General features: G+C 64.7%; 26 protein-coding genes and 1 tRNA gene. 5 read left to right on the top strand and 22 right to left on the bottom strand.

The features are described 5' to 3' along the window. Window positions 1-41: 41 nt before the first annotated feature. Window positions 42-2165, bottom strand: a complete 2124-nt coding sequence (locus N5A92_RS14165; RefSeq protein WP_260903838.1) for a transglycosylase domain-containing protein — start codon at window positions 2163-2165, stop codon at window positions 42-44. Between the two features lie 139 nt (window positions 2166-2304). On the opposite strand from N5A92_RS14165, the gene N5A92_RS14160 reads away from it, so the two are divergent. Then, complete coding sequence (locus N5A92_RS14160; RefSeq protein WP_425248582.1) at window positions 2305-3450, top strand: acyltransferase family protein; 1146 nt, start codon at window positions 2305-2307, stop codon at window positions 3448-3450. A gap of 4 nt (window positions 3451-3454) precedes the next feature. On the opposite strand, the gene N5A92_RS14155 is transcribed toward N5A92_RS14160, so the two are convergent. From N5A92_RS14155 to N5A92_RS14130, 6 genes are all read right to left on the bottom strand, one after another. Continuing rightward, window positions 3455-5656, bottom strand: coding sequence for a putative bifunctional diguanylate cyclase/phosphodiesterase (locus N5A92_RS14155; protein ID WP_260903835.1), 2202 nt, complete (start codon window positions 5654-5656; stop codon window positions 3455-3457). A 149-nt stretch (window positions 5657-5805) separates the two neighbouring features. Next, window positions 5806-6423 (bottom strand): ribonuclease D, encoded by a 618-nt coding sequence (locus N5A92_RS14150; protein ID WP_260903834.1) that lies wholly within the window; start codon window positions 6421-6423, stop codon window positions 5806-5808. Between the two features lie 2 nt (window positions 6424-6425). Then, the gene (locus tag N5A92_RS14145) at window positions 6426-7811 is read right to left on the bottom strand and encodes a M20/M25/M40 family metallo-hydrolase (protein ID WP_260903832.1); all 1386 of its coding nucleotides are present in this window, start codon (window positions 7809-7811) and stop codon (window positions 6426-6428) included. Between the two features lie 114 nt (window positions 7812-7925). Next, complete coding sequence (locus tag N5A92_RS14140) at window positions 7926-8924, bottom strand: BMP family lipoprotein (protein ID WP_260903828.1); 999 nt, start codon at window positions 8922-8924, stop codon at window positions 7926-7928. Window positions 8925-9092: 168 nt separating this feature from the next. Further along, window positions 9093-9752, bottom strand: coding sequence for a peptide-methionine (S)-S-oxide reductase MsrA (gene msrA / locus N5A92_RS14135; protein ID WP_260903826.1), 660 nt, complete (start codon window positions 9750-9752; stop codon window positions 9093-9095). Window positions 9753-9770: 18 nt separating this feature from the next. After that, window positions 9771-10091 carry a hypothetical protein gene (locus N5A92_RS14130; RefSeq protein WP_260903824.1) on the bottom strand — a complete coding sequence of 107 codons (321 nt, stop codon included), beginning with the start codon at window positions 10089-10091 and terminating at the stop codon, window positions 9771-9773. A 204-nt stretch (window positions 10092-10295) separates the two neighbouring features. On the opposite strand from N5A92_RS14130, the gene N5A92_RS14125 reads away from it, so the two are divergent. The 3 genes from N5A92_RS14125 to N5A92_RS14115 all read left to right on the top strand — a co-directional run bounded on the left by N5A92_RS14125 (window position 10296) and on the right by N5A92_RS14115 (window position 12347). Next, window positions 10296-10385, top strand: a tRNA-Ser gene (locus tag N5A92_RS14125). 202 nt (window positions 10386-10587) lie between these two features. Next, window positions 10588-11823 carry a bifunctional phosphopantothenoylcysteine decarboxylase/phosphopantothenate--cysteine ligase CoaBC gene (coaBC, locus tag N5A92_RS14120; protein WP_260903823.1) on the top strand — a complete coding sequence of 412 codons (1236 nt, stop codon included), beginning with the start codon at window positions 10588-10590 and terminating at the stop codon, window positions 11821-11823. Further along, window positions 11820-12347: a GNAT family N-acetyltransferase gene (locus N5A92_RS14115; RefSeq protein ID WP_260903822.1), complete on the top strand. Its 528-nt coding sequence runs from the start codon at window positions 11820-11822 to the stop codon at window positions 12345-12347. Before coaBC ends, N5A92_RS14115 begins: the two co-directional genes overlap by 4 nt. Here N5A92_RS14115 and N5A92_RS14110 read toward each other — a convergent pair whose 3' ends face one another. The 11 genes from N5A92_RS14110 to N5A92_RS14060 form a co-directional block, all read right to left on the bottom strand. Next, entirely contained in the window at window positions 12348-12713 is a 366-nt protein-coding gene (locus N5A92_RS14110) for a VOC family protein (protein ID WP_260903821.1), read from the bottom strand. Window positions 12714-12770: 57 nt separating this feature from the next. Then, on the bottom strand, window positions 12771-13157 hold the full coding sequence (locus N5A92_RS14105) for a VOC family protein (protein WP_260903820.1): 387 nt from the start codon (window positions 13155-13157) through the stop codon (window positions 12771-12773). Window positions 13158-13230: 73 nt separating this feature from the next. Next, window positions 13231-13776, bottom strand: coding sequence for an SRPBCC family protein (locus N5A92_RS14100; protein ID WP_260903818.1), 546 nt, complete (start codon window positions 13774-13776; stop codon window positions 13231-13233). A 35-nt stretch (window positions 13777-13811) separates the two neighbouring features. Beyond that, window positions 13812-14279 carry an SRPBCC family protein gene (locus N5A92_RS14095; RefSeq protein ID WP_260903815.1) on the bottom strand — a complete coding sequence of 156 codons (468 nt, stop codon included), beginning with the start codon at window positions 14277-14279 and terminating at the stop codon, window positions 13812-13814. Between the two features lie 73 nt (window positions 14280-14352). Beyond that, window positions 14353-14745, bottom strand: a complete 393-nt coding sequence (locus N5A92_RS14090; protein ID WP_260903814.1) for an SRPBCC family protein — start codon at window positions 14743-14745, stop codon at window positions 14353-14355. Window positions 14746-14747: 2 nt separating this feature from the next. Beyond that, window positions 14748-15215, bottom strand: coding sequence for an SRPBCC family protein (locus tag N5A92_RS14085; RefSeq protein WP_260903812.1), 468 nt, complete (start codon window positions 15213-15215; stop codon window positions 14748-14750). Beyond that, window positions 15212-15568 (bottom strand): ArsR/SmtB family transcription factor, encoded by a 357-nt coding sequence (locus N5A92_RS14080; protein ID WP_260903809.1) that lies wholly within the window; start codon window positions 15566-15568, stop codon window positions 15212-15214. The genes N5A92_RS14085 and N5A92_RS14080 overlap by 4 nt, the downstream gene beginning before the upstream one ends. Before the next feature lie 51 nt (window positions 15569-15619). Further along, window positions 15620-16612: an adenosine deaminase gene (locus N5A92_RS14075; protein ID WP_260903807.1), complete on the bottom strand. Its 993-nt coding sequence runs from the start codon at window positions 16610-16612 to the stop codon at window positions 15620-15622. Between the two features lie 27 nt (window positions 16613-16639). Further along, on the bottom strand, window positions 16640-17272 hold the full coding sequence (gene phnN, locus N5A92_RS14070) for a phosphonate metabolism protein/1,5-bisphosphokinase (PRPP-forming) PhnN (protein WP_260903805.1): 633 nt from the start codon (window positions 17270-17272) through the stop codon (window positions 16640-16642). Next, window positions 17269-18408 (bottom strand): alpha-D-ribose 1-methylphosphonate 5-triphosphate diphosphatase, encoded by a 1140-nt coding sequence (locus tag N5A92_RS14065; RefSeq protein WP_260903802.1) that lies wholly within the window; start codon window positions 18406-18408, stop codon window positions 17269-17271. The genes phnN and N5A92_RS14065 overlap by 4 nt, the downstream gene beginning before the upstream one ends. After that, window positions 18409-19116 (bottom strand): DUF1045 domain-containing protein, encoded by a 708-nt coding sequence (locus N5A92_RS14060; protein WP_260903801.1) that lies wholly within the window; start codon window positions 19114-19116, stop codon window positions 18409-18411. A gap of 890 nt (window positions 19117-20006) precedes the next feature. On the opposite strand from N5A92_RS14060, the gene N5A92_RS14055 reads away from it, so the two are divergent. Beyond that, a complete protein-coding gene (locus N5A92_RS14055) occupies window positions 20007-20561 on the top strand; it encodes a cytochrome P460 family protein (protein ID WP_260903799.1) in 555 nt (184 codons plus the stop codon). Window positions 20562-20638: 77 nt separating this feature from the next. On the opposite strand, the gene hutU is transcribed toward N5A92_RS14055, so the two are convergent. The 4 genes from hutU to hutI are packed head-to-tail and all read right to left on the bottom strand — an operon-like array spanning window position 20639 to window position 25864. Further along, a complete protein-coding gene (gene hutU / locus N5A92_RS14050) occupies window positions 20639-22312 on the bottom strand; it encodes a urocanate hydratase (RefSeq protein ID WP_260903792.1) in 1674 nt (557 codons plus the stop codon). After that, window positions 22309-23121 (bottom strand): N-formylglutamate deformylase, encoded by an 813-nt coding sequence (gene hutG, locus N5A92_RS14045; RefSeq protein WP_260903790.1) that lies wholly within the window; start codon window positions 23119-23121, stop codon window positions 22309-22311. Before hutG ends, hutU begins: the two co-directional genes overlap by 4 nt. Beyond that, window positions 23118-24659, bottom strand: a complete 1542-nt coding sequence (gene hutH, locus N5A92_RS14040) for a histidine ammonia-lyase (RefSeq protein WP_260903788.1) — start codon at window positions 24657-24659, stop codon at window positions 23118-23120. Before hutH ends, hutG begins: the two co-directional genes overlap by 4 nt. After that, window positions 24656-25864 (bottom strand): imidazolonepropionase, encoded by a 1209-nt coding sequence (gene hutI, locus N5A92_RS14035; protein ID WP_425248581.1) that lies wholly within the window; start codon window positions 25862-25864, stop codon window positions 24656-24658. Before hutI ends, hutH begins: the two co-directional genes overlap by 4 nt. Between the last annotated feature and the right edge of the window lie 83 nt (window positions 25865-25947).

The following is a 25947-nucleotide window of genomic DNA, read 5'->3' as shown; positions in this document are numbered from 1 at the left end:
GGCTGTGGGCGGCGAATGCGATAGCCGTCTTGCGAGCGCGCTCAGTTGCCGAGGATGATATCGAGAATGGAGAGCTGGCGCTTCGGATTTGGTCCCCCGACGTCGGCAGGCGGAACCGGACGGCCGCCGGCGGAAGAGGGGACGGTCGGAGGCGCATTGTTGTCGGCGACGGCGCGCTGCGGCACGGGCTGCTCGGCCGGCTGGCCTGGCCGCCAGTTTCCCGGCAAGGCGGCAACGGACACGCCCTTATGGGCGGCGGTCATGAACTCACGCCAGGCGAGGACGGGCAGGGAACTGCCCGTCGCCTTGGTCGCACGGGCGTCGTCGTTGCCGAACCACACGCCGGTGACCAGGTTGGAGGTGTAACCGACGAACCAGGCATCGCGCGAGCCTTGCGTCGTGCCTGTCTTGCCGGCGGCGGGCCAGCCGAAAGCAGCAGCCTTCCCGCTACCGTATTCAATCGTGTCGGCCATCATGGCGTTCATCATGCCGACGACTTCGGGGCTTGCCACGCGGGGCAAACGTCCTGTCTCGTGCTCGTGGAGCAATGCGCCAGAAGTGGTGATCACCCGGTTGATGAAGTGCACCTCGGGCCGATAGCCGCCATTGGCGAAGGGCACGTATGCCGCTGTCAGCTCCAAAGGTGTCACCTCCGAAGTCCCCAGCGCGATGGAGGCGTTGGCCGTCAGTTTCGATTCAATGCCCATGCGGTGCGCGACTTCGACCGCCGCCTCGGGCCCTACTTCCATGACGAGCTGCGCAGCCACCGAGTTGAGCGAGCGGGCCAGTGCCTCGGCCAGCGTGACGCGGCCGTAGTACTTGTCCTTGTAGTTGGACGGCGCCCACTTGCCGATTTTTACGGGCGCATCATTGCGTACGCTTTGCGGCGTACGGCCCTGTTCGAGAGCGGCCATATAGACAAAGGGCTTGAATGCGGAGCCGGGCTGCCGGCGCGCTTCCGATGCACGATCGAACTGGCTGTTCGCATAGTCGTAGCCGCCGACCATGGCACGCACCGCGCCTGAGCCGTCGATCGAGACGAGCGCGCCCTGGCTCACCGCAAGCTCCCTACCCTTCTCATCTATCAGCTGCCGGATGGAGTTTTCCGCCAGCTTCTGCAGGCCAAGATCGACCGTGGTATGAACGACGACGTCTTCCTTGATATTGCCGATGAGACCCGGCAGTTCCTCCATCACGCGATCGGCGACGTAATGCTGCGAGCCTGTCCAGTAGGCGGCGGCGCGGGTGGCCGGTGCGCTGATGGCCGCGGCAAGTTGGCTGTCGCCGATCATGCCCTGTTCGCGCATGGCGGCAAGCACTACCTGTGCACGTCCTTCGGCGGCCTGCGGGTCGCGCGCCGGCGACAGCCGCGAGGGCGCCTTCAGGAGGCCCGCCAGAAGAGCAGCCTCCGCAAGTGTGACATCATGGGCAGGCTTGTTGAAATAGCGCCGCGAGGCCGCCTCCACGCCATAGGCACCGGAGCCGAAATAGACGCGGTTGAGATACATCTCCAGGATCTGGTTCTTCGAGTGCTTTTGCTCCAGCCAGAGGGCCAGCAGCACCTCCTGCACCTTGCGCTTTATGGTGCGGTCGGGCTCCAGGAACAGGTTCTTGGCCAATTGCTGGGTGATGGTGGAGCCGCCTTGGGTGAGGCGGCCTTGCACGACGTTTTCCACCATGGCGCGGGCAAGCCCGATGGGGTCGACGCCCCAATGGGAGTAGAAGCGCCTGTCCTCGATAGCGATGACGGCCTGCGGGATATACGGCGACATCTCATGCAGTCCGACAGCTTCCCCGCCGGTCATGCCGCGATTTCCGATCAGCCTGCCCCCGGCCGAGACGATCTTCACGTTGGGCGGTCGGTCCGGGATGGTCCAGGTGGTGGCGCTCGGCATCTGGGCGCCGTAGTAGGCGGCGACTGCCGCGCCCGCGATGCCTGCCCACAGGACCAGCACCAGCGACCAATAAACGAAGCCGCGCAGAAAGCCGAAGAAACCGCGCCGCCGGGCGCGCCCAGTGCGTCGTCGCGAGGACCTCTGCTTTGTCTTTCGGCGTGTGGGCGGCCGCATGCGATCCGATCGGCTGACCGAGGGCGCGCGCCCGCGCTTTGAGGCGGGGGCGCCAAATGTCGGCTCTATCCGCCGCTTTCCCTTGCGCCTGGCCACGTGTTCTTGATCCTCGGTCCGCCGCTGTCAGTACGACTCATGCTGCGATGCACGCTAGCTGCGGGTATTTAAGGGGGCGTTAAGTCTCTTTTGGGGCCGCGCCCGGCGCTTAACCGTTTCGACTGCCGCGTGCGCTATCATGCGCGAAAGAGTGGCGGGAGAGGCGGCGTTGCAGGAACCTACCGATACACCTGAACGGTCGCGTGTCGACTGGGTCGATGCCGCCAAGGGCCTGTGCATCATCATGGTCGTCATGATGCATTCGACCCTGGGCGTGGAACTGGCAGCAGGTCGCGAGGGCTTCATGCACTGGGTGGTGGCTTTCGCCCGCCCCTTCCGCATGCCGGATTTCTTCCTCATCTCCGGCCTGTTCCTGGGCCTCGTCATCGACCGCCCCTGGCGGCGCTTTCTTGACCGCCGGGTGGTGCATTTCGCGTATTTCTACGTCCTGTGGCTGACGATCCAGTTCGCCTTCAAAGCCCCGGCGATCGCAATGGAAGAAGGCTGGGGCCGCGCGTTCGGCACCTACCTCACGGCCTATGTCGAACCGTTCGGCACCCTTTGGTTCATCTATCTCCTGCCGGTCTTCTTCGTCTTCACGCGGCTCGTCAAGGCGCTTCCGGTGTGGCTCGTTTTCGCCGGCGCTGCGCTGTTGGAGGCGCTCCCCATCCACACAGGCTCGGTTCTCATCGACGAGTTCTGCGGCCGCTATGTATATCTCTTCGTCGGCTATGCTTTCGCGTCCCATGTCTTCGTCTTCGCCGCCTGGGTTCGCACGCGGCCCGGCGTCTTCCTTGGGTTTTGCCTCGCCTGGGCGCTGCTTCACGGGCTTCTGGTCTTCACGCCGGCGCCCGCCGCGCTGTCGGCTTGGCTGCAGCCCGATCTCGGCAATTCCGGTGCTACCGGAGGGTATTCGGAACTGCCGGTCGTCTCGCTCTTGCTGGGGCTGGCAGGCGCCGCCGTCATCGTCGGCTCGGCGGCGCTGTTTTCGCTGCTCAGGCCGATGCACTGGCTGACGTGGCTCGGGGCGCATTCGATCGTCGTCTATCTCGCCTTTTTCCTGCCCATGGCGGCAACCCGCGTCCTTCTCTTGAAGACGGGGCTGGTCGCCGATGTTGGACTGGTCTCGCTTCTCGTCACTCTCGCGGGCGTGACTGGGCCGGTAGTGCTCTACTGCCTCGTGCAGTGGTCGGGCTACGGCCGTTTTCTGTTCGAGCGTCCGGCGTGGGCGCGGATCGAGCGGCGGGGCGAAGTCCGTGCACCGGTGCGGATGGCGGCCGAGTAGGCGCCTATGCGCGCTGCTCTGCGTTGGTTGGGAAGAAGCGTTCGGCAAGGACGGCTGCAGTGAGCGGTCGCGAGAAGAGATAGCCCTGCATTTCATTGCAGCCCATGTCCCTGAGCATCGCGTGTTGTTCGGCAGTCTCGACACCCTCAGCCGTGACCTCCAGCTTCAGGGCGCGGGCCATTTCGATCACCGCCGCGACGATTGCCCGCCCCTCCTCTCCCTCGCAAAGCGCCTGCACGAAAAAGCGGTCGATCTTCAGCCGGTCGAGCGGGTAGTCGCGCAGATAGCTCATCGATGAATAGCCGGTGCCGAAATCATCGAGCGCCACGCGAACGCCCGCTGCACGCAGCTGGCGCAGCGTGGCGCCGGCGATTTCCGGATCGTCGATGACGACCGCCTCCGTGATCTCAACCTGGATGCGCCGCGGATCGATATTGTGTTGCGCAATGATGCCGAGGCAGCGGTTGGCGAAGTTGCGGTCGCGGAGTTGGACGGGCGAAACGTTGACGGCGATCCATGGCACGGGAATGCGGGTGGCCGTGCGACAGGCTTCGTCAAGCACCCAGTCCCCGATCTGAGCGATGAGCCCGCATTCCTCGGCGATGGTGATTAGAAAAGACGGCGAGATCGACCTATGCACCGGATGGTTCCAGCGCAGCAGCGCCTCCACGCCGGTAAGCACGCCTTCAGCCGAATGCAGAGGCTGGTAGACGAGCTCAAGTTCGCCGCCGCTTGCCAACGCCTTGCGCAGGTCTGCCTCCACCGACTGGCGCTGCTTCACGATGTCGTCCATCGTGTCGGAGAAGAGCTGATAGCGACCCCGGCCGCGCTTCTTAGCTTCGTAGAGGGCGATGTCCGCCTTGCGCAGGAGCTCTTCGCGGCAGATGGCGGCGACCGGCGCTGTGGCGACGCCGATGCTGACGCCCACATGCACGATATCCTCTCCCAGATGGAAAGGGGCCGTGAGCGCGGTCACCAGGCGCTCCGACACGGCGCCGGCGGTCTCATGTGGGCGGTCGGATGCGATGACGATGGCGAACTCGTCACCCCCCACGCGCGCGACTGTACCCGCTTCACCAACCGTCTCCCGCAATCTGGAGGCGGCTTCACGCATGAGTTGGTCGCCGGCGCGATGGCCCAGCGTATCGTTGACGTTCTTGAAACGATCGAGGTCGAGGAAGAGGAGCGCTGCCTCGCCATCTCCCTGCCGAACCCGGCGCAGGATCGCGTCCAGGCGCTCCTCGAAGAGTGCGCGGTTGGGAAGGCCCGTGAGCACGTCGTGATAAGCCAGATGCCGGGCCCGCGCCTCGCTGGCGTGCAACTCGCTTGAGGCGCGTCGCAGGCCGCGCGCCTGCCAGCCCCCCACCGCAAACGCGATGACGAGCGCAAAAGCACCCCACGGCGCGACCTGGCGGATAAGCGTGTTGCCCGGGCGGTCCGGATCCCAGACGAAATAGCCGATCCGGTGCCCGTTGCGCCAAGTGATAGGCACATTCGCCGGGGGCGGCACGACGTTCTGTGCGGAAATGTAGCGAAGGTCGGAGATCAGGGAGTGATGCGCAACCTCCTCCTTCGCCGGCCCGTCCAGGAATTTCACTGCGACGAAGATATATTCCTCTCCTTCCGGCACGCTGACCTGTTCGGAATGGGGGAGGAGGGGCCGGGCGCTCACAACGGCAGGCCTGCCGTCGATCTCACGAACATCGCTGCCGTTGATTTGAAAGCGCGGCACCATGGCCTCGCCGCCAACTTCGCCGCGCCGGTTCTTGAGCTGCGCCCGCACATGCGCAATCACCTCCCCGGCGGCCGCCTCGTCCTTCAGGAAAGTCGGCGGCTCCACGGCTCTGCCTGCGCGTGCAGCGAAGATGAGATTGTCGCGGGAATCGACGACGTAGCTGCGGTCATGGTCGAAGAAGCGGTGCATCCAGCGCGCAAGGTTTTCCGCGAGCCAGAGCCGGTCATTGGCAGCCGTGCGCATCACCGCTTCGTCCCAAACGCTGACGCTTTCCTGCTCGCGCGAGACCGAGGTCGCAAGGGCCGAAAGGCCTTGCCGAACAAGGATTTTCTGCTTTGCAAGGGCCGCTTCGTCCGCCTTAAACGCGGCGAGCAAGGCGAAGCCGATAAAGAGTGCAGCCGCCAACGCAGCCAGAAGAGAGATCGCAATGGTGATACGGGAGGTTAAAGTATCAGGGGAAAGGCGACGCATGAAAACCTCTCAGGGAGCAATTGTGCAGCCCTAAGCGGCGAATACTTAACGATACCTTAACGGCGGTAGTTTTTCCGTAAACGGTTATATATGTGTATATATGCGGGAGAAACGTTGCCTTCCCCTTGCAGACAGGGCGCCTCTCGCCCTCAGCTATGAGCGAAGATGTCCTCTTCGTCCCAGCCCATCAGGTCCAGCTTCGCTCGTGTCGGCAGGAACTTGAAGCAGGCTTCGGCTTCGCGCGTGCGATTCTCGCGCTTCAGGCGCTCGACGAGAACGTCACGCAGGCGATGAAGATAGAGCACGTCCGATGCCGCGTATTCGAGCTGCTCGGGCGAGAGCTTTTCCGCCGCCCAGTCCGAGGACTGCTGTGCCTTGGACAGGCCGATCCCGAGCAGCTCCGAACAGATATCCTTGAGCCCGTGCCGGTCCGTATAGGTGCGGGTCAGCCGCGAGGCGATCTTGGTGCAGAAGACCGGCTGCGGCATGGTGCCGAAGGTGTAGTAGAGCACCGCGAGGTCGAAGCGGGCGTAGTGGAAGAGTTTGGTGATCCGCTGGTTGCGCAGAAGCGCAACGAGGTTGGGCGCCCGCTTCTGCCCAGCGGTGATCTGCACAACATCGGCCGTGCCGTCGCCCGGCGAAAGCTGGACCACGCAGAGCCGGTCGCGACGGGGCTTCAGGCCCAGCGTCTCGGTATCGATGGCCACCGCCTCGACATCGTATCTGGCGAGGTCCGGCAGGTCGTGTTGATGAAATCTGATCGTCATTGCTACTTTCCGTTCGCTAGCGCGGTGAGAATCCGCGCCCAGGACCGCTGCCCTTTATGGAAGGAGGAGAGTTCGTACTTCTCGTTGGGGGAATGGATGCGGTCGTCTGGCAGACCGAAGCCCACGAGCAGCGAGTCCATGCCCAGAAGCCGTTGGAAATCGCCAACGATAGGGATGGAGCCGCCCATGGCGATAGAGACGGCAGGCTTGCCCCATTCCTCGGTAAGCGCACCCTCGGCCGTCTTCACCAGCGGCGAATCGTATGAAAGCTGGAGGGCCGGCCCGCCGCCGTGAGGCGCGAACTCGACCGAGCAGTCGGCAGGAATGCGCTCGCGCACGAAAGCGCGGAAGGCGTCGCGGATCTTGTCCGGATCCTGCCTGTGTACGAGACGGAAGGAGATTTTGGCAGAAGCTTGGGCCGGGATGACGGTCTTGAATCCCTCACCCGTATAGCCGCCGATGATGCCGTTGCATTCCGCAGTCGGACGCGCCCAGGTAAGTTCCAGCGCCGAGCGGCCCTTCTCGCCGGCAGGTTCGAAAAGGCCGATAGGGCCAAGCAGGCTCTCGGCCGTACGGCCCAGTTCCTCCCAGCTTTTCAGCACATCGGCCGGCGTCTCCTCCACGCCTTCGTAGAAACCGGGGATGGTGACGCGGCCGTTCTCATCATGCAGGTCGGCCAGCGCCTTCGCCAGGATGCGGATGGGGTTGGCCGCGATGCCGCCGAAGAAGCCCGAATGCAGATCCCGGTTCGCCGCCTTCACCGTCACTTCCTCGCCGACGAGCCCGCGCAGGCCGACGCAGATGGCCGGCGTCTCGCGGTCCCACATGGCGGTGTCGCAGACCAGCGCGAAATCTGCCTTCAGTTCCTCGGCATTGGCTTTCAGGAAGGGTTTCAGCGACGTCGAGCCCGATTCCTCCTCACCCTCGAACAGGATCGATATCCTGCAGGGCAGTTTGCCGTGCACGGCCTTATAGGCGCGGCACGCCTCGACGAACGTCATGAGCTGGCCCTTGTCGTCCGAAGACCCGCGCCCGGAGATAACCTTACGGCCCGGCTCCACCTCTTTCAGCGCCGGGGCGAAGGGCTCGCTTTCCCACAGCGCTAGCGGGTCCACCGGCTGCACGTCGTAGTGGCCGTAGAACAGCACGTGCGGACCCTCACCCTCATGATGGGCAACCACCATCGGGTGGCCTGCCGTCTCGCACACACTCGCTGCAAAGCCGATCGAGCGCAGATCCTCCACCAGCCATTCGGCCGCCTTGCGGCATTCGGGCGCGAACGCGGGGTCTGTAGAAATGGACTGGATCGCCAACAGGGCGAACAGCCGCTCCAGACTTTCATCGATTGAGGCATCGAGGCGGTCGAGCACGGGCGCGACGTCGGGCATGGATAGAGGGCTCCTCGTTGTCTTATCCTGTTTCCAGCTCCTCCGGATCAGGAGGAGCTTTCGGACATGAAAAAGGGCCGCGGACGGCCCCTTTCCGCTATCGGAAAACCTGCCTTACCAGTAGGGGCAGCTATTGTCTTCCAGGAAGTTGTGGACCTCGATCTCGCCCGAGATGATGTCGGCTTTGGCCTTTTCAACCGCGGCCTGCATCTCTTCCGAGATCAGCTCGGCGTTATGTTCATCGAGCGCATATCCCACCCCATCCTCGGCCAGGCCGAGGTTCTGGACGCCGTAGGTGAAATCGCCATTCTTGGCATCCATGAACGAGGAGTAGACGGCCACGTCGACCCGCTTCAGCATAGAAGTGAGCACATGGCCGGGATGCAGGTAGTTCTGGTTAGCATCGACGCCGATGCCGAGCTTGCTGGCGTCCGCCGCCGCCTGCAGCACGCCGACGCCGGTGCCGCCGGCCGCGTGGTAGATCACATCCGCACCCTGGTCGATTTGCGTGCGGGCGATCTCGCCGCCCTTGGTCGGGTCGTTCCAGGCCGCCGGCGTGTCGCCGGTGTAGTTGCGGATGACCTCAGCGTCCGGATCGGCCGCCTTCACGCCGCCCACGTAGCCGCACTCGAACTTGCCAATAAGCGGTATCTGCATGCCGCCCACGAAGCCCACGGTGCCGGTCTCGGAGGCCATGGCCGCGAGCATGCCGACAAGGTAGGAGCCTTCCTGTTCCTTGAAGGTGAGGGAGCGGACATTGGGCTGATCCACGGCGTCATCGATAATGGTGAAGCTCACATCCGGATATTCGGGCGCCACCCTGTTCAGGGATTCGACCCAGCTGAAACCGGCCATGACAATGGGATTGTGGCCGCGCTCGGCAAAGCGGCGCAACGCCTGCTCGCGCTGGGCTTCGTTGGAGATCTCGAACTCGGCATAGTCGATGCCGGTCTCCTCCTTGAACTGCTCCGCGCCCATATAGGCCATTTCGTTGAACGATTTGTCGAACTTGCCGCCCAGATCGAAGAGGAGGGCCGGAGAGACTTCCTCCTGGGCCACAGCCGTCGCGGTCATGGCGGTTGCGGCCAAAAGGCCGAGAACGATACGCTTCATGTGATCCACACCCTGTCGGTTTCTCTAACATTGGGCGGATGCGCCGCCCACGGCAGAATTTTCTCCTGCTCGCGCGCACTCTTGCACGGGTAACGCGAAATTTCACGTGGAAAATTGGCAGTTAGAAAATCGGCTGCGGTGCCAGGCAAGCGCCGGCAAATGCCATTCTCAGGCGGCCTCGCCGCCCCCCACCGGACAGGTGACGCCCGTGCCTTGGAGGCCGCAATAACCACCGGGATTTTTCGCCAGATATTGCTGATGCTCGGCCTCGGCGAAGTAGAATTCGGGCGCGGCGGCGATCTCGGTGGTGATGGCGCCGGCGTCGGAGGCCTCCAGCGCCGCGGCATAGGCATCGCGCGAGGCACGCGCCTGCGCCATCTGCGCCTCCGTGCTGGTATAGATCGCCGAGCGATAGGTGGTGCCCACATCGTTGCCCTGGCGCATGCCCTGGGTCGGATCGTGACCCTCCCAGAACAGCTTTAAAAGGGCGGCGAAGGAGATGATTTCCGGATCGTAGACGACAAGAACCACCTCGGCATGCCCGGTCAGCCCCGTCGTCGTCTCGCGATAGGTCGGGTTCGACGTGAGGCCGCCGGCATAGCCGGCCGCCGTCACCCACACGCCCTCCACCTGCCAGAAAAGCCTCTCCGCACCCCAGAAGCAGCCCATGCCGAACAATACCTTCTCCGTGCCTTCCGGATATGGGCCTTTGAGCGGCTTGCCATTGACGAAATGTCTGTTGGCAGTGGGGATTGGCTCGGGCCGTCCCGGTAGTGCCTGCTCCGGCGCCGGCATCTTCAGCTTCGTTTCCGAGATGTGGAAAATCATGAGAAAGCCTCCTCGACCTCACCGCGCAGCGGAGGGAAACCCACTCCGCCTCTGCCGGCGATGGCCGATCGCGTAGAAGAGAAACGCCAGCAGAGCGAAAATCAGCCATCCCGGCAATGCCAGAATGGAAACCACTACCGGCTCCCACAGCATCGGCACCGTGCGCTCCACCGCGTCCTGAACGAGAGCATAGGTATCGGGTGAGGTGGATTGCCAGCTCTGGCCAAGCGGCGTCGGCTTCCACGCGCCAGCGGCGATCGAGCGGGTAGCATCGACCACGGCCATGATGACGGCGACCGCAAGGGCGAACATCGAAAGCAGGCGGAGCACGAAACGCATGGCGAGACCCGGCGACGGCACTGATTATCCGTGAGATAGGGGCATGGAGCGCGCTTGGCAATCGCCGGGCCTATTCGAGGCGCCGCGAAGGCCGGAGAAAAGCCCGCCGCACATCTTGGCATTCGCAATCAATTCGACTAGATGAGCCCCGAGCATTCATGCAATGCCCGAGCGGCGCGTCGTCACGCGACAGATGCCGTTCGCGGAGAGGTGGCCGAGTGGTTGAAGGCGCACGCCTGGAACGCGTGTATACGGGAAACCGTATCGAGGGTTCGAATCCCTCTCTCTCCGCCATCCTGCTTCTGTCCGACCCCGGCAAAAATCGGCAACAGAACGTACCCGAGGCGTGGTGGGCATTTCGTGCCGCCTGGACCGGGGTGCGTTGCGGGTGTTTCGCGGCAAGCTTATAGTCCGGGCGGAAGGAGAACGCCGTGGCGACACCGACGCCCCTCTACGACAACAAACCGCTTCGTCTTCGCGGACGCGGGGAGGATTGATGTCACTTTTAGGTAAACGTGTTCTCCTGATCATCGGCGGCGGCATCGCTGCCTATAAATGCCTCGATCTCATCCGTCGCCTGCGCGAGCGCGGGGCCGCTGTGCGCTGCGTGATGACGCAGGCGTCGCGGGAGTTCATTACGCCGCTCTCCGCCGGTGCGCTGTCGGCCGACCACGTGTTCACCGACCTCTTCGATCGCCAGGACGAGCACGATGTCGGGCACATCCGTCTATCGCGTGAGGCCGATCTGGTGGTGGTGGCGCCGGCCACGGCCGACCTGATGGCGAAGCTCGCCACGGGCCTTGCCAACGACCTTGCTTCTACAGTGCTTCTTGCCACCGACAAGCCGGTGCTGATGGCGCCGGCGATGAACCCGAAGATGTGGGCTCATCCGGCGACGCTACGCAACCGCGAAACGCTTTCCCGTGACGGCATCCGGCTTATTGGGCCGAACAGCGGGGAGATGGCCGAAGGCGGCGAGGCCGGTGAGGGGCGAATGGCGGAGCCGCTGGAGATCGTCGCTGCGATCGAGGGCATGCTGGCAGATGGGCCCAGGCCGCTCGCCGGGCGCAAGATCGTCGTCACCTCGGGGTCAACGCACGAGGCTATCGACCCGGTACGCTACATCGCCAACCGCTCTTCCGGCCGGCAAGGGCATGCTATCGCCGCCGCCCTGGCCAAGCTCGGCGCGGCCGTGCATCTGGTCTCCGGTCCCGTCTCGATCGCCGACCCGCAGGGAGTGAAGACCGTTCACGTGGAAAGTGCCCGGCAGATGCACGAAGCGGTGGAGGCGCTTCTGCCCGCCGACGCCGGCATCTTCGTCGCAGCCGTGGCAGACTGGCGCCCGCAGGCGGAGACGGCGAAAAAGATTAAGAAGCAGAAGGGCAAGGATGCGCCAGCGCTGGCGCTCACCGAAAACCCCGACATCCTGGCCGCCGTCGGTCACCATGAAAAGCGCCCCCGCCTCGTCATCGGCTTTGCGGCGGAGACCGAGAACGTGGTGGAGAACGCGCGCGCCAAACTGGCGAAGAAGGGTGCCGACATCATCGTCGCCAACGACGTCTCGCACGACAGCGGCATTGGCTCTTCCGGTGTCATGGGCGGCGAACGCAACCGTGTCCATCTCGTCAGTGGAGAGGACGTTGAGGAGTGGCCGGAAATGACCAAGGAAGACGTGGCGGAGCGGCTGGCGGTAGTGGTCGCCAATATGCTCGGTGGGGAGCGGAAGGATTGAGCGGCCCGCCGGTGCTTGAAACCGAGCGCCTCCTCTTGCGGGAGCATCGACCTGAGGATCTGGACGCCTACCACGCCATGTGGTGCGACCCCGAGGTCGTCCGCTATGTCAACAGCGGCGGCGGCGCGCTCAGCCGTGAACAGGCGTGGGACGCGATCCTGCGCCACCGCGGCATGTGGGCGATCTTCGGCTTCGGTTTCTGGGTCATCGAGGACAAGGGCACCGGCCGGCTCATCGGGGAAGTCGGTATGCAGGAGCGTTGCCGCAACATCCAGCCAGAGATTCGTGGTACGCTGGAGGCAGGTTGGGTCCTGTCGCCCGAATGGCACGGCCGCGGTCTTGCACGGGAAGCAATGGGAGCGGTCATCGACTGGTGCGACGAACGATTTCCTGCCAAGCCATTCACCTGCATCATCAATCCCGCCAACGAACGGTCGCTCAAGCTTGCCGAGAAACTCGGTTTTCGTATCCTCGCCCGTACCAGCTACCGGGACACGCCCAACCTCCTCCTCCAGCGCGGCTGATCACCAGGAGCCGGCCTTGCCGTCGACGAGGTGGATGATTGAGGCCGGACTGGATATCCAGAAGCCGTCGAAGTTCTCCCCCAACGCCTCGATCTCGTCGCATCGCGCGGTTCCCGCCTGCGCAAAGTGCTCCGCCGCAGCCCGCGTGTCGTCCGTCACCACCTCCAGCCACAATTCGGCCTGGCTCAGGCCCGGAACGCGGTCGATCCACAACTGATTGGCACCGAATCGGAAGCCGACCGACGGCAAAAGCTCCTCGATCTGCTCGAACCCCAGAACATCCCGATAGAACCGCACCGTTTCCTCGTACTGGTGCGGCGGCACCTTCATGGCAATGTTGCGTCCACCTTCGAATTTCGGTCTCATCGTTTCATCCTTCTTGCCATCGGGGAAGACTGCGCGAGGCCGCAATATTTTGCCCACCTAGGCCTCATGCAGCATGATCAGGTTGCCGCAGCCGTCCTCGAATACCGCAGTGATCGGAAAATCTGCATGCTTCTGCGGCTCTCCCCGAAATTGCACGCCGAGTTTCGTCAGGCGTTCATATTCAGCCTGCACATCGTCACAGCCGAGCGAAGTGAACGGAATGCCCTTGTCATAGAGCGTCTTCTGGTAAGCACGGGAGAATTCGTAGCCTGATGGCTCCAACAAGAGTTCGACGCCCGAGCCATCCGCCGCGATCACCGTCAGCCACCGCGCCCCACCGGCCGGAAAATCCTGCTTCTTCACGAAACCGAGCTTGCCGACATAGAAGTCCTCCGCCTTCTGCTGGTCGTGCACCAGCACGGACGAAAGGTTGCATCGGATCATCGTCTTGCTCCCTCTTGTGCTTTACCGCTGAACGCAGTCTCCGGCGGGTCGAGCCATTCCTCGGCCCGTTGCCCTACCGTGCTGCGAATTTCTCCGCGTATGCCTTCTCCAGACCTGCGTGAGCCGACCAGAAGCCGCGCGGTTTTTGACCGGACAGGCGGTCGACGAGGATTCCCAAATGCGCCTCCCAGCCGCTCGCCACACTGACCATCGTCTCGGTGTCGGGCAGGCGGCGGTGGGTCAGCACGAGGCGTACTCTGGCGCCCTCGGAAAAAAGCTCAAAGATGATCTCGCTCTCCCCATTGTCGCCCGGCCAGCGATAGGCCAACAGACGCGGCGGATCGTATTCGGTGACCTCGCCTAGCATCGGCGGGCTCTCCTCGAAATGACGGTAGCGCTCCGGCGTCGGTTCGGAGGAAAGCTCCCGGTGGCGGAAGAGATGCTCCACGCGGCCGCCCACGAAGAGCTCCATCTCACCGGCTGCCAACCATTGCCGGCGCTTTTCCGACTGCGTGATATACTCCCAGATGCGCTCGACAGGGCCTGGCAGCAGGCGCTCGATGCGCACCGTGTCGGGCGCGGTGACGACGCCATGTACCTCAACATCCTGGCTGGTCATCGCAACCTCCTCTTCGCGCTCCGGCCATCGCCTGGTCATCCTTCCGGAAGCCCGTCGGGAAACTTGTCCTGCACCAGGTTCAGCCTGATGCCGTGCTCTAGATAGGCCTTCGCCCCGGCAAGCACGAAGGAGAAACCTTCCGTGGAATCAAGCGCTTCGGTCACGCGCTGACTATCTTCGCCGGTGAATCCCCGATTGACGATGCTGACATAGGTCGTGCCGTCCGGGCGGTCTGTGAAGGTCCATTCCACCGTGGTGGATCCGCTTCCGCCCGGCCACTCGACGAGAATACGCCTGTTCTTCTCGACAGCCTTCACCTCAACGGGGATTGAGAAGCTGTACATCGCCCATTCCCAGGTCACGGTCTTGCCAGCCTCCATGCGGCCGCTGCCGCCCGTGAACCAGAACTTGGAGGTGATTTCGGGGTCGACGAAGGCCTCGAAGACCTCCGCCACGGGCTTGCGGATCAGCATTTCCGCCTTTGCGCGGGGATCAATAGTCACGGGAATATCTCCTATCGAGCATCGTCGTTCACGACTTTCCAGCGTAACGCGCCAAGCGTTCCAGATGCCCAACCTAACCCTGGGCGTGCGCCTCCATCAGCGTTGAGCGTCTTTCCGGGGGATGGATGGCCCAGCCGGAGTGGACGAGCGTCATCTCCGTCGCCCCGTCCCGGTCGGCGACGGTGAATGTGACCTGTGTCTCGCCCGGCCAGTCGTCATCGGCCCAACTCATGGCAAGTGTTCTCTGGGGATCGAATCGGGTCACCACGCCCGCGGTTACCACTTCGCGGTTGCCGTTGGACCATACCTCTCGCAGCGGCCCGCCCAGCCGAGCGTCCAGGCTCGCATGGCCACCCCACCAGGCGCGGATGTGGCGCGCCTCGGTGAGAAGCCGCCACGTCTCCTCGCGTGGCATGGCAAGCGCAAGCGTGATCTCGATCCTGTCCCCGGTGACCTCAACCCGCATGCTCACCTCGCTTGCCGTTCGAGCAGGCGCGCCTGCATCCCGAGCATCTGCGTCCAGCCGGTGGTGATCTGCTCCTCATACTCGGCCCACTGCGAATCCATCTCGTGCAGGAGGGTCAGCAGCGCGCCTTGGCCGTCCGGCTCGATGGTGATCGTCACCGTGGAGATGCCTTTCTTCTCTTCCTCCTCGGAGGTGAACCAAGTGAAGACCAACTTTCGCGGGCGGTCGATGGCAAGATAGGAACCCCAATGCACAGCCTCCCCCTCCTCGCGCATGTCGGAGAAGGTGAAGCGGCCGCCGATGCGGGGTTCAATCTCGACACGCCGCACATCGCCCGAAAGCCCGAAATCGGAAAGCGCCATCCCCATCCAGGCGCGCACCTTTTCCGGATCGAGCCAGGCGTCGAAGACCCGCTCGGGCGCGGCGTCGAATTTGCGTGTGATTCTGAGCGAAAACGTGTCGTGGCTCATGGGTTCTCCCCTTCCCTTTGCCGCTCATCCTCCGCTTTGAGCAGCGCTTCCAGCGTGTCGAGCCGCCTGGTCCAGAAGCGCTCGTAATAGCGCAGCCACGCCTCGGCCTCGGCGAGCCGGGCCGCGTCGAGCCGGCAGTAATGGGTGCGGCCGGCGATGCGACGGCGGACGAGGCCGGCTGATTCCAGGACCTTCACGTGCTTCGACGCGCCGGCCAGCGACATCGAGAATGGCGCGGCCAGTGCGCTGACGCTCTGCTCACCGCCCGCCAGCTCCCGCAACATGGCGCGACGGGTGGAATCGGACAGCGCATGGAAAACGGCGTCGAGGGTGGCGGGCTCTTGTTCAACCATATGGTTTAGGATAGCGCGCTTTGCGCCACAGTCAACCAGGTGGTTTATCTTTTATTCGGCCACCACTTGGGCTGCTTCTGCTTCGGCGAGGCGGGAGAGGAGCGTGCGTCGCGTCTCCTCGTCCACGAAAGCGGCTTCGAGCGCGGTGCATGTCACCGCTGTCAGCGCAGCTTCATCAAGATCGAAATGCCGTGAAGCAACCGCATATTCGTGGCCGATGCTGGTGTGGAAATGCGGCGGATCGTCGGAATTGAGCGTGAGGCGGCAGCCGGCGGCATGGAGTTGCGGGAAGGGATGATGCGTGTAGTCCGGGAAGACACCGAGCACCACGTTCGAAACCGGGCAGACCTCCAGCACCACACCTTCCTCCGCAACACGGCGCACCAGATCGGGGTCCTCGACCGTGCGCACGCCGTGGCCGATGCGTGTTGGAGCGAAGTAGTCGAGCGCCGCCTCGACACTGTCGGCGCCGCCAAATTCGCCCGCGTGCACGGTGATTCCCAGCCCCGCCTCGCGGGCGATGTCGAAGGCGCGGACGAAATCGCGTGGGTGGCCACTGCGCTCGTCGCCGGCCATGCCGAAGCCTGTCACCAGAGGGTGTCCGCAGGTGGCGGCGAAGCGCGCCGCCTTCTCCACCGCCGCCGGGCCGAAATGGCGCACGCCGGTGACGATCATTCGCCCTTCGATGCCGGTCTTCGCCCTGGCGCGGACGATGCCTTCGCCGAGTCCGGCCGTATAGGCCTGAGGCGAAAGGCCGGCGCGTTCGGCGTGGTCGGGCGAGGTGAAGAACTCGGAGTAGATGGCGCCTTCGTTCGCGAGACCCGTCAGATAGGTCTCAGCCAGGGCGGCGTAATCCTCTTCGCTGCGGAAGAGGTTTGCGGCGGCGTCGTAGGCCGCGAGGAAGCTCGAAAAATCGTGCCAGTGATAGGCGCCGTCGCGGATGAAGGCGGAGACGTCCGCGCCATATTTCTCCGCCTGGCTTGTGACGAGCGCGGGCAGAGCCGCGCCTTCGATGTGGCAATGCAGTTCCGCTTTGAGCAGCATCCGGGTCCGATCCTCGGCAAAAACGGATCAGACCATATCACAGACGTCGCTCCAGGCAGCCGCCTTGCGCAGTACCGCCAGGAAGCGTTCTCCGGCGACCTCCAGCGGCCCCGAATTGTCGATGAGGGTCGCGTCCTCCACCTTGAGCTCGCTATCCGCACCGCGTGCCAGCCGGGCCAGCACCTCCTCGCGTGTCTCCCTCCCGCGCCGGGAAAGCCGGTCGGCCAGCACCTCAGGTGGCGCGGTCACGATGACGGGGAGGACATGGGCATAACGCTCCCTGAGCGCCGGGATGACGGCGCGCGATACATTGGCTACCGCCACGCCGCCGCTGCGCATCGTCCCGTCGATCTCCGCCGGCAGCGCATAGCTGAGGCCGTTGGCGCGCCAGCTCAAGGCAAAACACCCTGCCGCCCGCCCGCGCTCGAAGGCAGCTTCGTCCAGCGTGTCGTGCTCCTCACCGCCGGCGTCCATCGGGCGTGTGATGACGCGTCGCGCGAAGACGATCTCGCGAGCAAGGCCCCCAAGCCTTTGCCTGGCGTAGTCCATCACTGAATCCTTGCCGGCGCCGGACGGTCCCGCCACAGCGACGAACACGCCCTGGCGGATGGGAAAGGGCTCCTGCGCCTGCGCACGCTCTATGCTCGCCGAAACCATCATGCCACGCGCCGCCCCTCGCGCCACACGGTGCGCACCACGGGAATGCCGCCGTCGAGCCGCACGCGCACGAGGTCGGCCCGCCGTCCCGGCTCGATGACACCGCGGTCAACAAGCCCAACAGCCTCGGCCGGGATCCTCGATACCTTAGCGACGGTTTGCGGCAGGCCGATGCCGTCGACCAGCTCGCTCAAGGAGAAGGCGGCCTGGATCAGGCTGAATGGGATGTAATCGGAGGACAGGATGTCGAGATCGCCGCCCTCGGCCAGTTCCTGCGCCGAGACGTTGCCGGAATGGGAGCCGCCGCGCACCAGATTGGGCGCGCCCATAAGCACGGCCATCCCCGCCTCTTTCGAGGCCCTGGCCGCTGCCGCCGTGGTCGGAAACTCCGCCACACGCACGCCGTCCATCGATGCCTCGCTCACATGTTCGGGCGTGGCGTCGTCATGGCTGGCGAGGATGATGCCGCGCTCCTTACAGGCGGCCGAGATGGCCCGCCGGTTGGGCCCGGCGTTGCGGCGCGACTCCTCCATGCGCTTATCGCAGAAACGGCGGAATGCCTCGTCCGACAGCTTCATCTTCACCTTGTAATAGGCCGCGTAGGCGTCGAGATTGATGAACTGGCGCTGGCCCGGCGAGTGGTCCATCAGCGAGGCGAGCTTAACGTGACGGTCGCCCTCGAAGAGCGAAAAGGCGGAAAGGCAGTCGGACGCCGAGACCTCGCAGCGCAGGTGCAGGAAATGGTCGGCGCGCAGCCGGTCGGCGGCGAGGCTCTCCTCGATAGCATCGGCCAGGCTGCGCATCCCTTCCGCGTCCACGTCGCCCTCTTCGTCGAGGCCGACGCGCAGCGCGTCGAATACCGTGGTGATGCCGGAGGAGGCGACCTGCGCATCGTGGGCGAGAACAGCAGCGAGCGGATTCCACCGCACTTTGGGCCGCGGAGCGTAGTGCCCTTCCAGATGGTCCGTGTGCAGTTCCACGAGGCCTGGAATGAGGAAATCGCCTTCGAGATCATCGCCCGCCTGCGCGGGGCCGGCCGCGATGTCGGCGATGCGGCCATCGCGGAGCACTACGCTGCCGTCGATAACCTCGTCGGCGAGCACGATGCGGGCATTCCTCAGGATCGTTTCATGCGTCATTCAGGCGGTCTTCCTCTCCCTCTCGCCGCCAATGGCGTGGAAGGACTTGATGTGGAATGGCGCGCCCGGCTCCGGCTCGGCGAAGAGCGCAAGCGACGACAGCTCCAGGGGCTCCAGAAGCAGCGGGCCGAAGAAGGCGTCGATCGCCCGCTCCATGCGCTTGGCTTCCGCCTCCGGCACCCGTCCCGTCAATGTCATATGGAAGCGGAACGCGTCGAAAACATAGGGATATCCCCATTTGTGGAGATTTTTTAGCTGCTCGGGGGTCAGATTCTCGGGGCCGCGGCGCTCGATCTCCTCCGGTGTCAGCGGAGCACGGAAAGGCTCGAATTCCTCCACCACCTCGCCCGCCAGCCGGTCGAGCTCGGGAGACGGTGTCTCCGGCACGATGGCGAAGAAGCTGCCGAGCCGCGTTGCCTTAATGCGCTCGAGGACAACCGGCTCGCGCTCTGCAGCGAATTGCGCAAGGGCGGCGGTCAGTTCCCCCTCGCTCCTGCCCTCAGCAAGGCGGAACGGCGCCTTGAGCGTCGCGTGGAAGCCGTAGCGGCGGGGTGCAGCAGTATGGAAGGCGATCTCGGCGGCGGAAAAAGTGTCGACCGCCACCGGCGCGGGCACCTGACGGCCGAAGACGCTGCGCCCCAGCCAGCGCGCGGCAACACGGCCTAGCGGGTCGTCCTGGTCCGGTGTGAAATAGATTGCATAGCGCATGGGTATCAATCCTCGCAGATCGGGACGCAATAGGCGATTTGCATGACAGAATAACGAAGCCCCGGCGAAAGGGAGGCGATAGTCGCCCAAACCGGCGGGGCAATCAATGGCGCGCGCGGTGGTTTCGGGCACATGGTCGTCAACGCCCTCCTTTGCTGATTCAATGGGCAAGCGGTGAATGCAGGCGCGTTTCATTGTCGCCACGCCCGGCTGTCGCCGTCTGGCCTTTGTGATTGGGTGGGAAGCGGGGCGCGTTGTCCGAGCCACTCTATTCATTTTAAGGCGCGCGCAACGCGCCCCGCCGGCCGCTGTCCCGACATTCGACCGGTCTAAGGGCTCTTTCTGGCTCCGGACGGACACACGCAGTGAAGCGCCTTTGCCGAACCCCGCGGCTTTTCCGCATCCGCCATCGCCCATCTTGCGATGGGCCTGCCGGACTCCGGCCTGTTCGCGGGCCCTCACATGCCTCCAGGTACCGTTCCTGAAGGGGGAGGCTGCCGCCGCTCTCCCTGATCCCCGGTCCGGACCCGGTTCCCGCGAGAGCGATGGGGACCATGATAAGGGCGGCGTGAGGTGGGGGCGAAAATTCCTGCGAGAAAAGTTTGCATGTTGTGGGGGGTCAATGGGTTGGCGGGAAACCGGGTCGAAATTTATCCCCGCGTGAAGGTGGATGGCGACAATCTCTTGGCGCGGTCATCGTGCGGTACCATTTCGGTTCCGACCTCATCGCCTTCTGGCGCGACACGTCAACTCCTCGGTCTTGTCGAGAAGCATTGATCCAGCTGGAAAATAGTCGCGCGCCTTCACGCAATTGTGTCTGACCGGCGAAAACTTTCCCTCCCGCCCTGCGTTGCAGTTGATGGTTCCTCTATACCTAAGGGAGGCGCATCATGCCACGAAGCAGGATCCTCATTGCCGCTGTTGCGACTGGATTGGCCGCCACCGGGCTGGTGGCAACCGCAGTCAGTCAGGATCAGCCGTTCGGAAACGAAGAGGACACCGCTTATTCCCAGACCTTGTGGGAGCGGCTGAACGAGGAGAATTTGGCGGGCGACAATGCCGTCAACACGGTGCCTTACGAGGGCACTGACCCGCACGGCGTCATCCTCGAGACGCTCTATCGCGATATCGACGTCGAGGGCCATACCGGCCTTGTTGTGGTGAAGCGTAATTACGGACCGGAGGGGGTGACCGTCGAAGACGTGCAGGGCGACCGAGGCGAGCACATGGATTCGATCACGGTGATGTTCAAGCGCGAGCAGGGTTACGATCCGGAGAACCAGGATTGGTTCTGGGCGAAGTATCTGGCCGACGGTTCGCTTGACCAGAACCCGCAAGGTATGTCGCTCGCCGGTCGTGTCGGAAAGGGCGCCGATCAAGGCTGCATCCCTTGCCATGCTCAGGCCGCGGAGGGTGACTACCTCTATACGTTCAATCTCCAGTAGGGCACCCGCCTCGCAGGCGGTACCAGGTTCAACCGGGGCCCCGAGCGGACCTCCCGCCCGCGGCCTTCTCGGCCGGCTCAGTTTCCCAGGATTCCCGGCAGGCGCAGGCTCTTCTCTCGGGCGCAGTCGAGTGCTTCTTCGTAGCCGGCGTCGGCGTGGCGCATGACGCCGGTGGCGGGGTCGTTCCAAAGGACGCGCTCGACGCGCCTTGCCGCGGCTTCCGTACCGTCGGCGCAGATGACCATGCCGGCGTGCTGCGAAAAGCCCATGCCGACGCCACCGCCGTGGTGCAGCGACACCCAGGTGGCGCCGGAGGCGCAGTTGAGCAGTGCATTGAGCAGTGGCCAGTCGGAGACAGCGTCGGAGCCGTCGTTCATGGCTTCGGTCTCGCGGTTAGGCGAGGCGACGGAACCGGAGTCCAGGTGATCGCGGCCGATGACCACCGGCGCCTTCAATTCGCCGTTGGCCACCATCTCGTTGAAGGCGAGGCCGAGGCGGTGGCGGTCGCCGAGACCAACCCAGCAGATGCGGGCGGGAAGGCCTTGGAAGGCGATGCGGTCACGCGCCATGTTGAGCCAGCGGTGCAGGTGATCGTTATCCGGCAAAAGTTCCTTCACCTTTTCATCGGTGCGGTAGATATCCTCGGGGTCGCCGGAAAGGGCGGCCCAGCGGAAGGGGCCGACGCCACGGCAGAAGAGTGGGCGGATATAGGCCGGCACGAATCCGGGGAAGGCGAAGGCGTTCTCGAAGCCCTCGTCCTGCGCGACCTGCCGGATGTTATTGCCGTAGTCGACCGTGGGAACCCCTTCGTTCCAGAAGGCGACCATCGCCTCCACATGCTCGCGCATTGAAGCGCGGGCGGCTTTCTCCACTGTCTTGGGATCGCTCTCGCGCTTCTGGCGCCATTCAGCCAGCGACCAGCCCCTGGGCAGGTAGCCGTTGAGGGGGTCGTGCGCCGAGGTCTGGTCGGTAACGATGTCGGGCCTGACCCCGCGGCGTGCGAGTTCGGGCACGATCTCGGCCGCGTTGCCCAGCAGTCCGACGGATTTCGCCTCGCCGGCGCTCGTCCAGCGCTCGACGATGGCCAACGCTTCGTCGACGCTGGTCGTTTTTTCATCGAGGTAGCGTGTGCGCAGGCGGAAATCGATGCGGCTCTCGTCGCACTCTATAGCGAGGCAGCATGCACCGGCCATGACGGCGGCGAGCGGCTGTGCGCCGCCCATGCCGCCGAGCCCGGCGGTGAGGATCCATTTGCCCTTGAGATTGCCGCCATAATGCTGGCGCCCGGCCTCCGCGAATGTCTCGTAGGTGCCCTGCACGATGCCTTGGGTGCCGATATAGATCCACGAGCCGGCGGTCATCTGGCCGTACATCATGAGGCCGGCGCGATCGAGCTTATTAAAATGGTCCCAGTCGGCCCAGTGCGGCACGAGGTTGGAATTGGCGATGAGCACGCGCGGGGCGTCGGCATGGGTGCGGAAGACGCCGACCGGCTTGCCGGACTGGACGAGCAGGGTTTCGTCCTCTTCCAGCGTCTTGAGCGTGGAAACGATGCGGTCGAAATCGTCCCAGGTGCGGGCGGCGCGGCCGATGCCACCATAGACGACGAGCTCGTTGGGGTTTTCCGCCACGTCGGGATCGAGATTGTTCATCAGCATGCGAAGGGGCGCTTCGGTGAGCCAGGACTTTGTGTTCAGCTCCGGGCCGCGTGGCGCGCGCACCTCGCGGATGTTGTGGCGCGGGTCGGTCATCGCTCGCTGTTCGCCTTCAGGGAATGCGCAATCGCCTCCAGCCGCTCCAGAATGGCCCGGAGATGCGGGCGCAGGCGGCGAGCCTTCGTCTCGTCATAGGCGAAGGGCTCGATCTCGCGCGCTAGGTAGGTCGACTGGGTAAGCTCCATTTGGATGGCATGGACGCCTTCGTGCGGCTGTCCGTAGTGCCGTGTCGTCCAGCCGCCGCGGAAGCGGCCGTTGAGCACGCTCGTGTAGCCTTGTGCGCCGATACAGATCTCCGCCACCGCCGCTTCAATCTCCTCCGCACAGGTCGCACCGTTGTCGGTGCCAATGTTGAAGTCCGGCAGCGTGCCGTCGAAGAGGAACGGGCAGTGGGAGCGGATCGAGTGGCAGTCGTAGAGAACGATGACGCCGTGGAGCGCCTTGACGCGGGCGATCTCGGCCTCCAGCGCCGTGTGGTATGGGCGGTGGAAGGCGGCGAGCCGCGCCTGGATGTCGGCCTCATCGGGCTCCTCGCCTTCGCGCCAGAGGGGCTGGTTGTCGAAATCGATGAGGGGTACGAGGCCGGTGGTGTTCTGCCCAGGGTAGAGGCTCTGCCCCGATGGATCGCGGTTGGCGTCGATGACGTAGCGGTGGAAGGTGGCGCGTACGGTGGTGGCTTGCGGCAGCAGGTCCCGGTAGAGGTCGTGCACGTGCCAATCCGTATCGCGGAGCTTTTGTCCCTCGGCATTTAGCCGCGCCCGGATCTCCTCCGGCACGTAGGTGCCGGTATGCGGTAGGCCGAGGATGACGGGTGATGTACCTTGAACGGCCTCGACCGGTATCATGGCTCGCTCCTCAGCTCCGGCAGGATGTCCGGCGCGACGCTGCCGTTGAGTTCGCCCGTACGCACCAGCGCGATGGCCGCTTCCAGATCGCCCGCCATGAAGCGGTCCACCTCCAGCGTGGGCACCGCGCCACGGATCGCGGCGTGCGCCTTTTGCAGCTCGGCACTCGTTTTGAGTGGCGCGCGCAGGTCTACGCCTTGCGCTGCGGTCACCGCCTCGATGCCGACGATGCCGAAGAGGTTTTCGGTCATGGCGAGAAGCCGCCGCGCACCGTGGCAGGCCATGGAGACGTGGTCTTCCTGGTTGGCGGAGGTGGGGGTTGAGTCCACCGAGGCCGGATGCGCCATCTGCTTGTTTTCCGACATCAGCGCGGCGGAGGTGACCTCGGCGATCATCAGGCCGGAATTGAGGCCGGGTCGCTTGGCTAGGAAGGCCGGCAGGCCGAAGGAGAGCGCGGGATCGACCAGGAGGGCGATGCGCCGCTGGGCGATGGCGCCGATCTCGCAAATGGCGAGCGCGATCTGGTCGGCGGCGAGCGCCACCGGCTCGGCATGGAAGTTGCCGCCCGACACCACCTGGCCGTCCGAAAGCACAAGCGGATTGTCGGTCACGGCATTGGCCTCGATGGTCAGCGTGCGTGCGGCCTGGCGCAGGATGTCGAGGCAGGCGCCGTCGACCTGCGGCTGACAGCGGATGCAGTAGGGGTCCTGCACGCGCTCGTCGCCCTCGCGGTGGCTCTCGCGGATTTCCGAGCCGTCGAGCAGCTTCCAAAGGGCGGCCGCCGTGTCGATCTGGCCGCCGTGCCCGCGCAAGGCGTGGATTTCCGGGTGGAAGGGGGCGGAGGATCCCATGGCGGCGTCGGTCGACAGCGCGCCGGTGATCAGCGCCGAGCGGGCGGCGCGATGGGCGCGGAAGAGGCCGGCAAGCGCCAGCGCGGTGGAGACCTGTGTGCCGTTGATGAGCGCCAGCCCCTCCTTGGCAGCAAGCACCACCGGGGAAAGGCCTGCCTTTTCCAATGCTTCATTGGCCGGCAATCTTTCGCCTTTGTACCAGGCTTCGCCCTCGCCTGTCATAGCCGCTCCCAGGTGCGCGAGCGGTGCGAGATCGCCGGAGGCGCCGACGGAGCCTTTTTCGGGAATGACGGGGATAACGCCGCGCGCCGGCATCTCCTCCAGGAGCCGGATGATCTCCATGCGCACGCCCGAGGCGCCGCGGCCGAGCGACATCAGCTTCAGCGCCATGACGAGGCGCACGATGTCTTCGCTCAGCGGGGCGCCGACACCGCAGCAGTGGGAGAGAATGAGGTTGCGCTGGAGCGCTGCCACGTCCTCGGCCGGAACGCGCACGCTGGCGAGTTTGCCGAAGCCGGTGTTGACGCCGTAGATGGCACCCTCGCCAGCGGCGATCTCGGCGATGCGGGCCGCGGAGGCCTCTATGGCCGGATGGCAGGAGGGATCGAGGTACATAGTCGAGCCCTCGCGCCAGATGCGCTCGAGCGTGTGGATGGAGACGGCGCCGGGGGTGAGGGTGAGTGTCATGCGGCGTCTCCGTGAATGAGCCGATGCAGCGGATTGAAGCCGGCGCGATAGGCGAGTTCGACTGGGTGCTCGACGTTCCACACGGCGATCTCGGCGCGTTTGCCGGCTTCGATGGTGCCGATCTCGGCACCGAGGCCGAGCGCGCGGGCGGCTTCGCGGGTGGCGCCGGCCAATGCTTCCTCCGGGGAGAGGCGGAAGAGGGTGCAGGCCATGTTGATGGCCAGAAGCAGGGAGGAGAGCGGCGAGGAGCCGGGGTTGCAATCGGTGGCGACGGCCATCGGCACGCCGGCCGCGCGCAGGCCGGCGACGGGCGGCAACTGGGTTTCGCGCAGGGTGTAGAAGGCGCCGGGTAGAAGAACGGCCACGGTGCCGCTCTTCGCCATGGCGGCGATGCCTTCCTCGTCCAGATATTCCAGATGGTCGGCGGAAAGTGCATGGCGGCGGGCGGCGAGCTTGGCGCCGCCGAGGTTGGAAAGCTGCTCGGCGTGGAGCTTTACCGGCAGGCCCAGCGTGCGCGCCTTGTCGAAGACGCGGGCGATCTCCTCGGGCGAGAAGGCGATGCCTTCGCAAAAGCCGTCGACGGCGTCCGCCAGCCCTTCCGCGTGCGCGGCCTCCATACCGGGCAGCACCACCTCCTCGATATAGGCGTCGGCCTGGCCCTTATATTCCGGCGGCAGGGCATGGGCGGCGAGGTAGCTGGTTTTCACCCGCACCTGACGCATCTCGCCCAGCCGCCGCGCCGCGCGCAGCATCTTCAGTTCGTCCTCGATGGAGAGCCCGTAGCCGGACTTGATCTCCACCGTCGACACGCCCTCCGCCATCAATGCGTTGAGCCGCGGCAGGGCGGCGGCGATCAGCGCATCCTCGTCCACTGCACGGGTGGCGGCTATCGTGGAGACGATGCCGCCGCCGGCGCGTGCGATCTCCTCGTAGGTCGCGCCATGAAGCCGCATCTCGAATTCGCGGGCGCGGTTGCCGCCGTGGACTATATGGGTGTGGCAGTCAATGAGCGCGGGAGTCGTCAAGCGCCCGCCGAGCGTCATCCGCTTGGCGTTCGCCCAGTCGCCCGGCAACTCCGCGTGCGGTCCGACCCAGGCGATGTGGCCGCCCTCGACGGCGATTGCGGCATCTTCCACGAGACCGTACGGCACACCGCCCAGCACCATGCCGGCGAGCCTTGTTTCGGTGAAAACCGTGCGCTTCATTGCTGGAGGACACCTGTCGCTTTGTCTAGACTTGATGTGATTATGTCTATACAAATAGATTTCTAGCTCTGGATCGCAGCCGC

Origin of the sequence: Chelativorans salis (assembly GCF_025336525.1) — a bacterium.
GTDB classification, from domain to species: Bacteria; Pseudomonadota; Alphaproteobacteria; order Rhizobiales; family Rhizobiaceae; genus Chelativorans; species Chelativorans salis.
Note: the sequence above shows the minus strand (reverse complement) of the source record. Positions and strands in the feature narration are given on the sequence as shown.

What these genes read in the sequence shown, in the direction of transcription:
- N5A92_RS14160 (WP_425248582.1), top strand. Translation starts at nt 2,305, where the DNA reads ATGCGCGAAAGAGTGGCGGGAGAGGCGGCGTTGCAGGAACCTACCGAT.
- N5A92_RS14155 (WP_260903835.1), bottom strand. Translation starts at nt 5,656, where the DNA reads ATGCGTCGCCTTTCCCCTGATACTTTAACCTCCCGTATCACCATTGCG.
- N5A92_RS14150 (WP_260903834.1), bottom strand. Translation starts at nt 6,423, where the DNA reads ATGACGATCAGATTTCATCAACACGACCTGCCGGACCTCGCCAGATAC.
- N5A92_RS14145 (WP_260903832.1), bottom strand. Translation starts at nt 7,811, where the DNA reads ATGCCCGACGTCGCGCCCGTGCTCGACCGCCTCGATGCCTCAATCGAT.
- N5A92_RS14140 (WP_260903828.1), bottom strand. Translation starts at nt 8,924, where the DNA reads ATGAAGCGTATCGTTCTCGGCCTTTTGGCCGCAACCGCCATGACCGCG.
- msrA (WP_260903826.1), bottom strand. Translation starts at nt 9,752, where the DNA reads ATGATTTTCCACATCTCGGAAACGAAGCTGAAGATGCCGGCGCCGGAG.
- N5A92_RS14130 (WP_260903824.1), bottom strand. Translation starts at nt 10,091, where the DNA reads ATGCGTTTCGTGCTCCGCCTGCTTTCGATGTTCGCCCTTGCGGTCGCC.
- coaBC (WP_260903823.1), top strand. Translation starts at nt 10,588, where the DNA reads ATGTCACTTTTAGGTAAACGTGTTCTCCTGATCATCGGCGGCGGCATC.
- N5A92_RS14110 (WP_260903821.1), bottom strand. Translation starts at nt 12,713, where the DNA reads ATGAGACCGAAATTCGAAGGTGGACGCAACATTGCCATGAAGGTGCCG.
- N5A92_RS14105 (WP_260903820.1), bottom strand. Translation starts at nt 13,157, where the DNA reads ATGATCCGATGCAACCTTTCGTCCGTGCTGGTGCACGACCAGCAGAAG.
- N5A92_RS14100 (WP_260903818.1), bottom strand. Translation starts at nt 13,776, where the DNA reads ATGACCAGCCAGGATGTTGAGGTACATGGCGTCGTCACCGCGCCCGAC.
- N5A92_RS14090 (WP_260903814.1), bottom strand. Translation starts at nt 14,745, where the DNA reads ATGCGGGTTGAGGTCACCGGGGACAGGATCGAGATCACGCTTGCGCTT.
- N5A92_RS14085 (WP_260903812.1), bottom strand. Translation starts at nt 15,215, where the DNA reads ATGAGCCACGACACGTTTTCGCTCAGAATCACACGCAAATTCGACGCC.
- N5A92_RS14080 (WP_260903809.1), bottom strand. Translation starts at nt 15,568, where the DNA reads ATGGTTGAACAAGAGCCCGCCACCCTCGACGCCGTTTTCCATGCGCTG.
- N5A92_RS14075 (WP_260903807.1), bottom strand. Translation starts at nt 16,612, where the DNA reads ATGCTGCTCAAAGCGGAACTGCATTGCCACATCGAAGGCGCGGCTCTG.
- phnN (WP_260903805.1), bottom strand. Translation starts at nt 17,272, where the DNA reads ATGATGGTTTCGGCGAGCATAGAGCGTGCGCAGGCGCAGGAGCCCTTT.
- N5A92_RS14065 (WP_260903802.1), bottom strand. Translation starts at nt 18,408, where the DNA reads ATGACGCATGAAACGATCCTGAGGAATGCCCGCATCGTGCTCGCCGAC.
- N5A92_RS14060 (WP_260903801.1), bottom strand. Translation starts at nt 19,116, where the DNA reads ATGCGCTATGCAATCTATTTCACACCGGACCAGGACGACCCGCTAGGC.
- N5A92_RS14055 (WP_260903799.1), top strand. Translation starts at nt 20,007, where the DNA reads ATGCCACGAAGCAGGATCCTCATTGCCGCTGTTGCGACTGGATTGGCC.
- hutU (WP_260903792.1), bottom strand. Translation starts at nt 22,312, where the DNA reads ATGACCGACCCGCGCCACAACATCCGCGAGGTGCGCGCGCCACGCGGC.
- hutG (WP_260903790.1), bottom strand. Translation starts at nt 23,121, where the DNA reads ATGATACCGGTCGAGGCCGTTCAAGGTACATCACCCGTCATCCTCGGC.
- hutH (WP_260903788.1), bottom strand. Translation starts at nt 24,659, where the DNA reads ATGACACTCACCCTCACCCCCGGCGCCGTCTCCATCCACACGCTCGAG.
- hutI (WP_425248581.1), bottom strand. Translation starts at nt 25,864, where the DNA reads ATGAAGCGCACGGTTTTCACCGAAACAAGGCTCGCCGGCATGGTGCTG.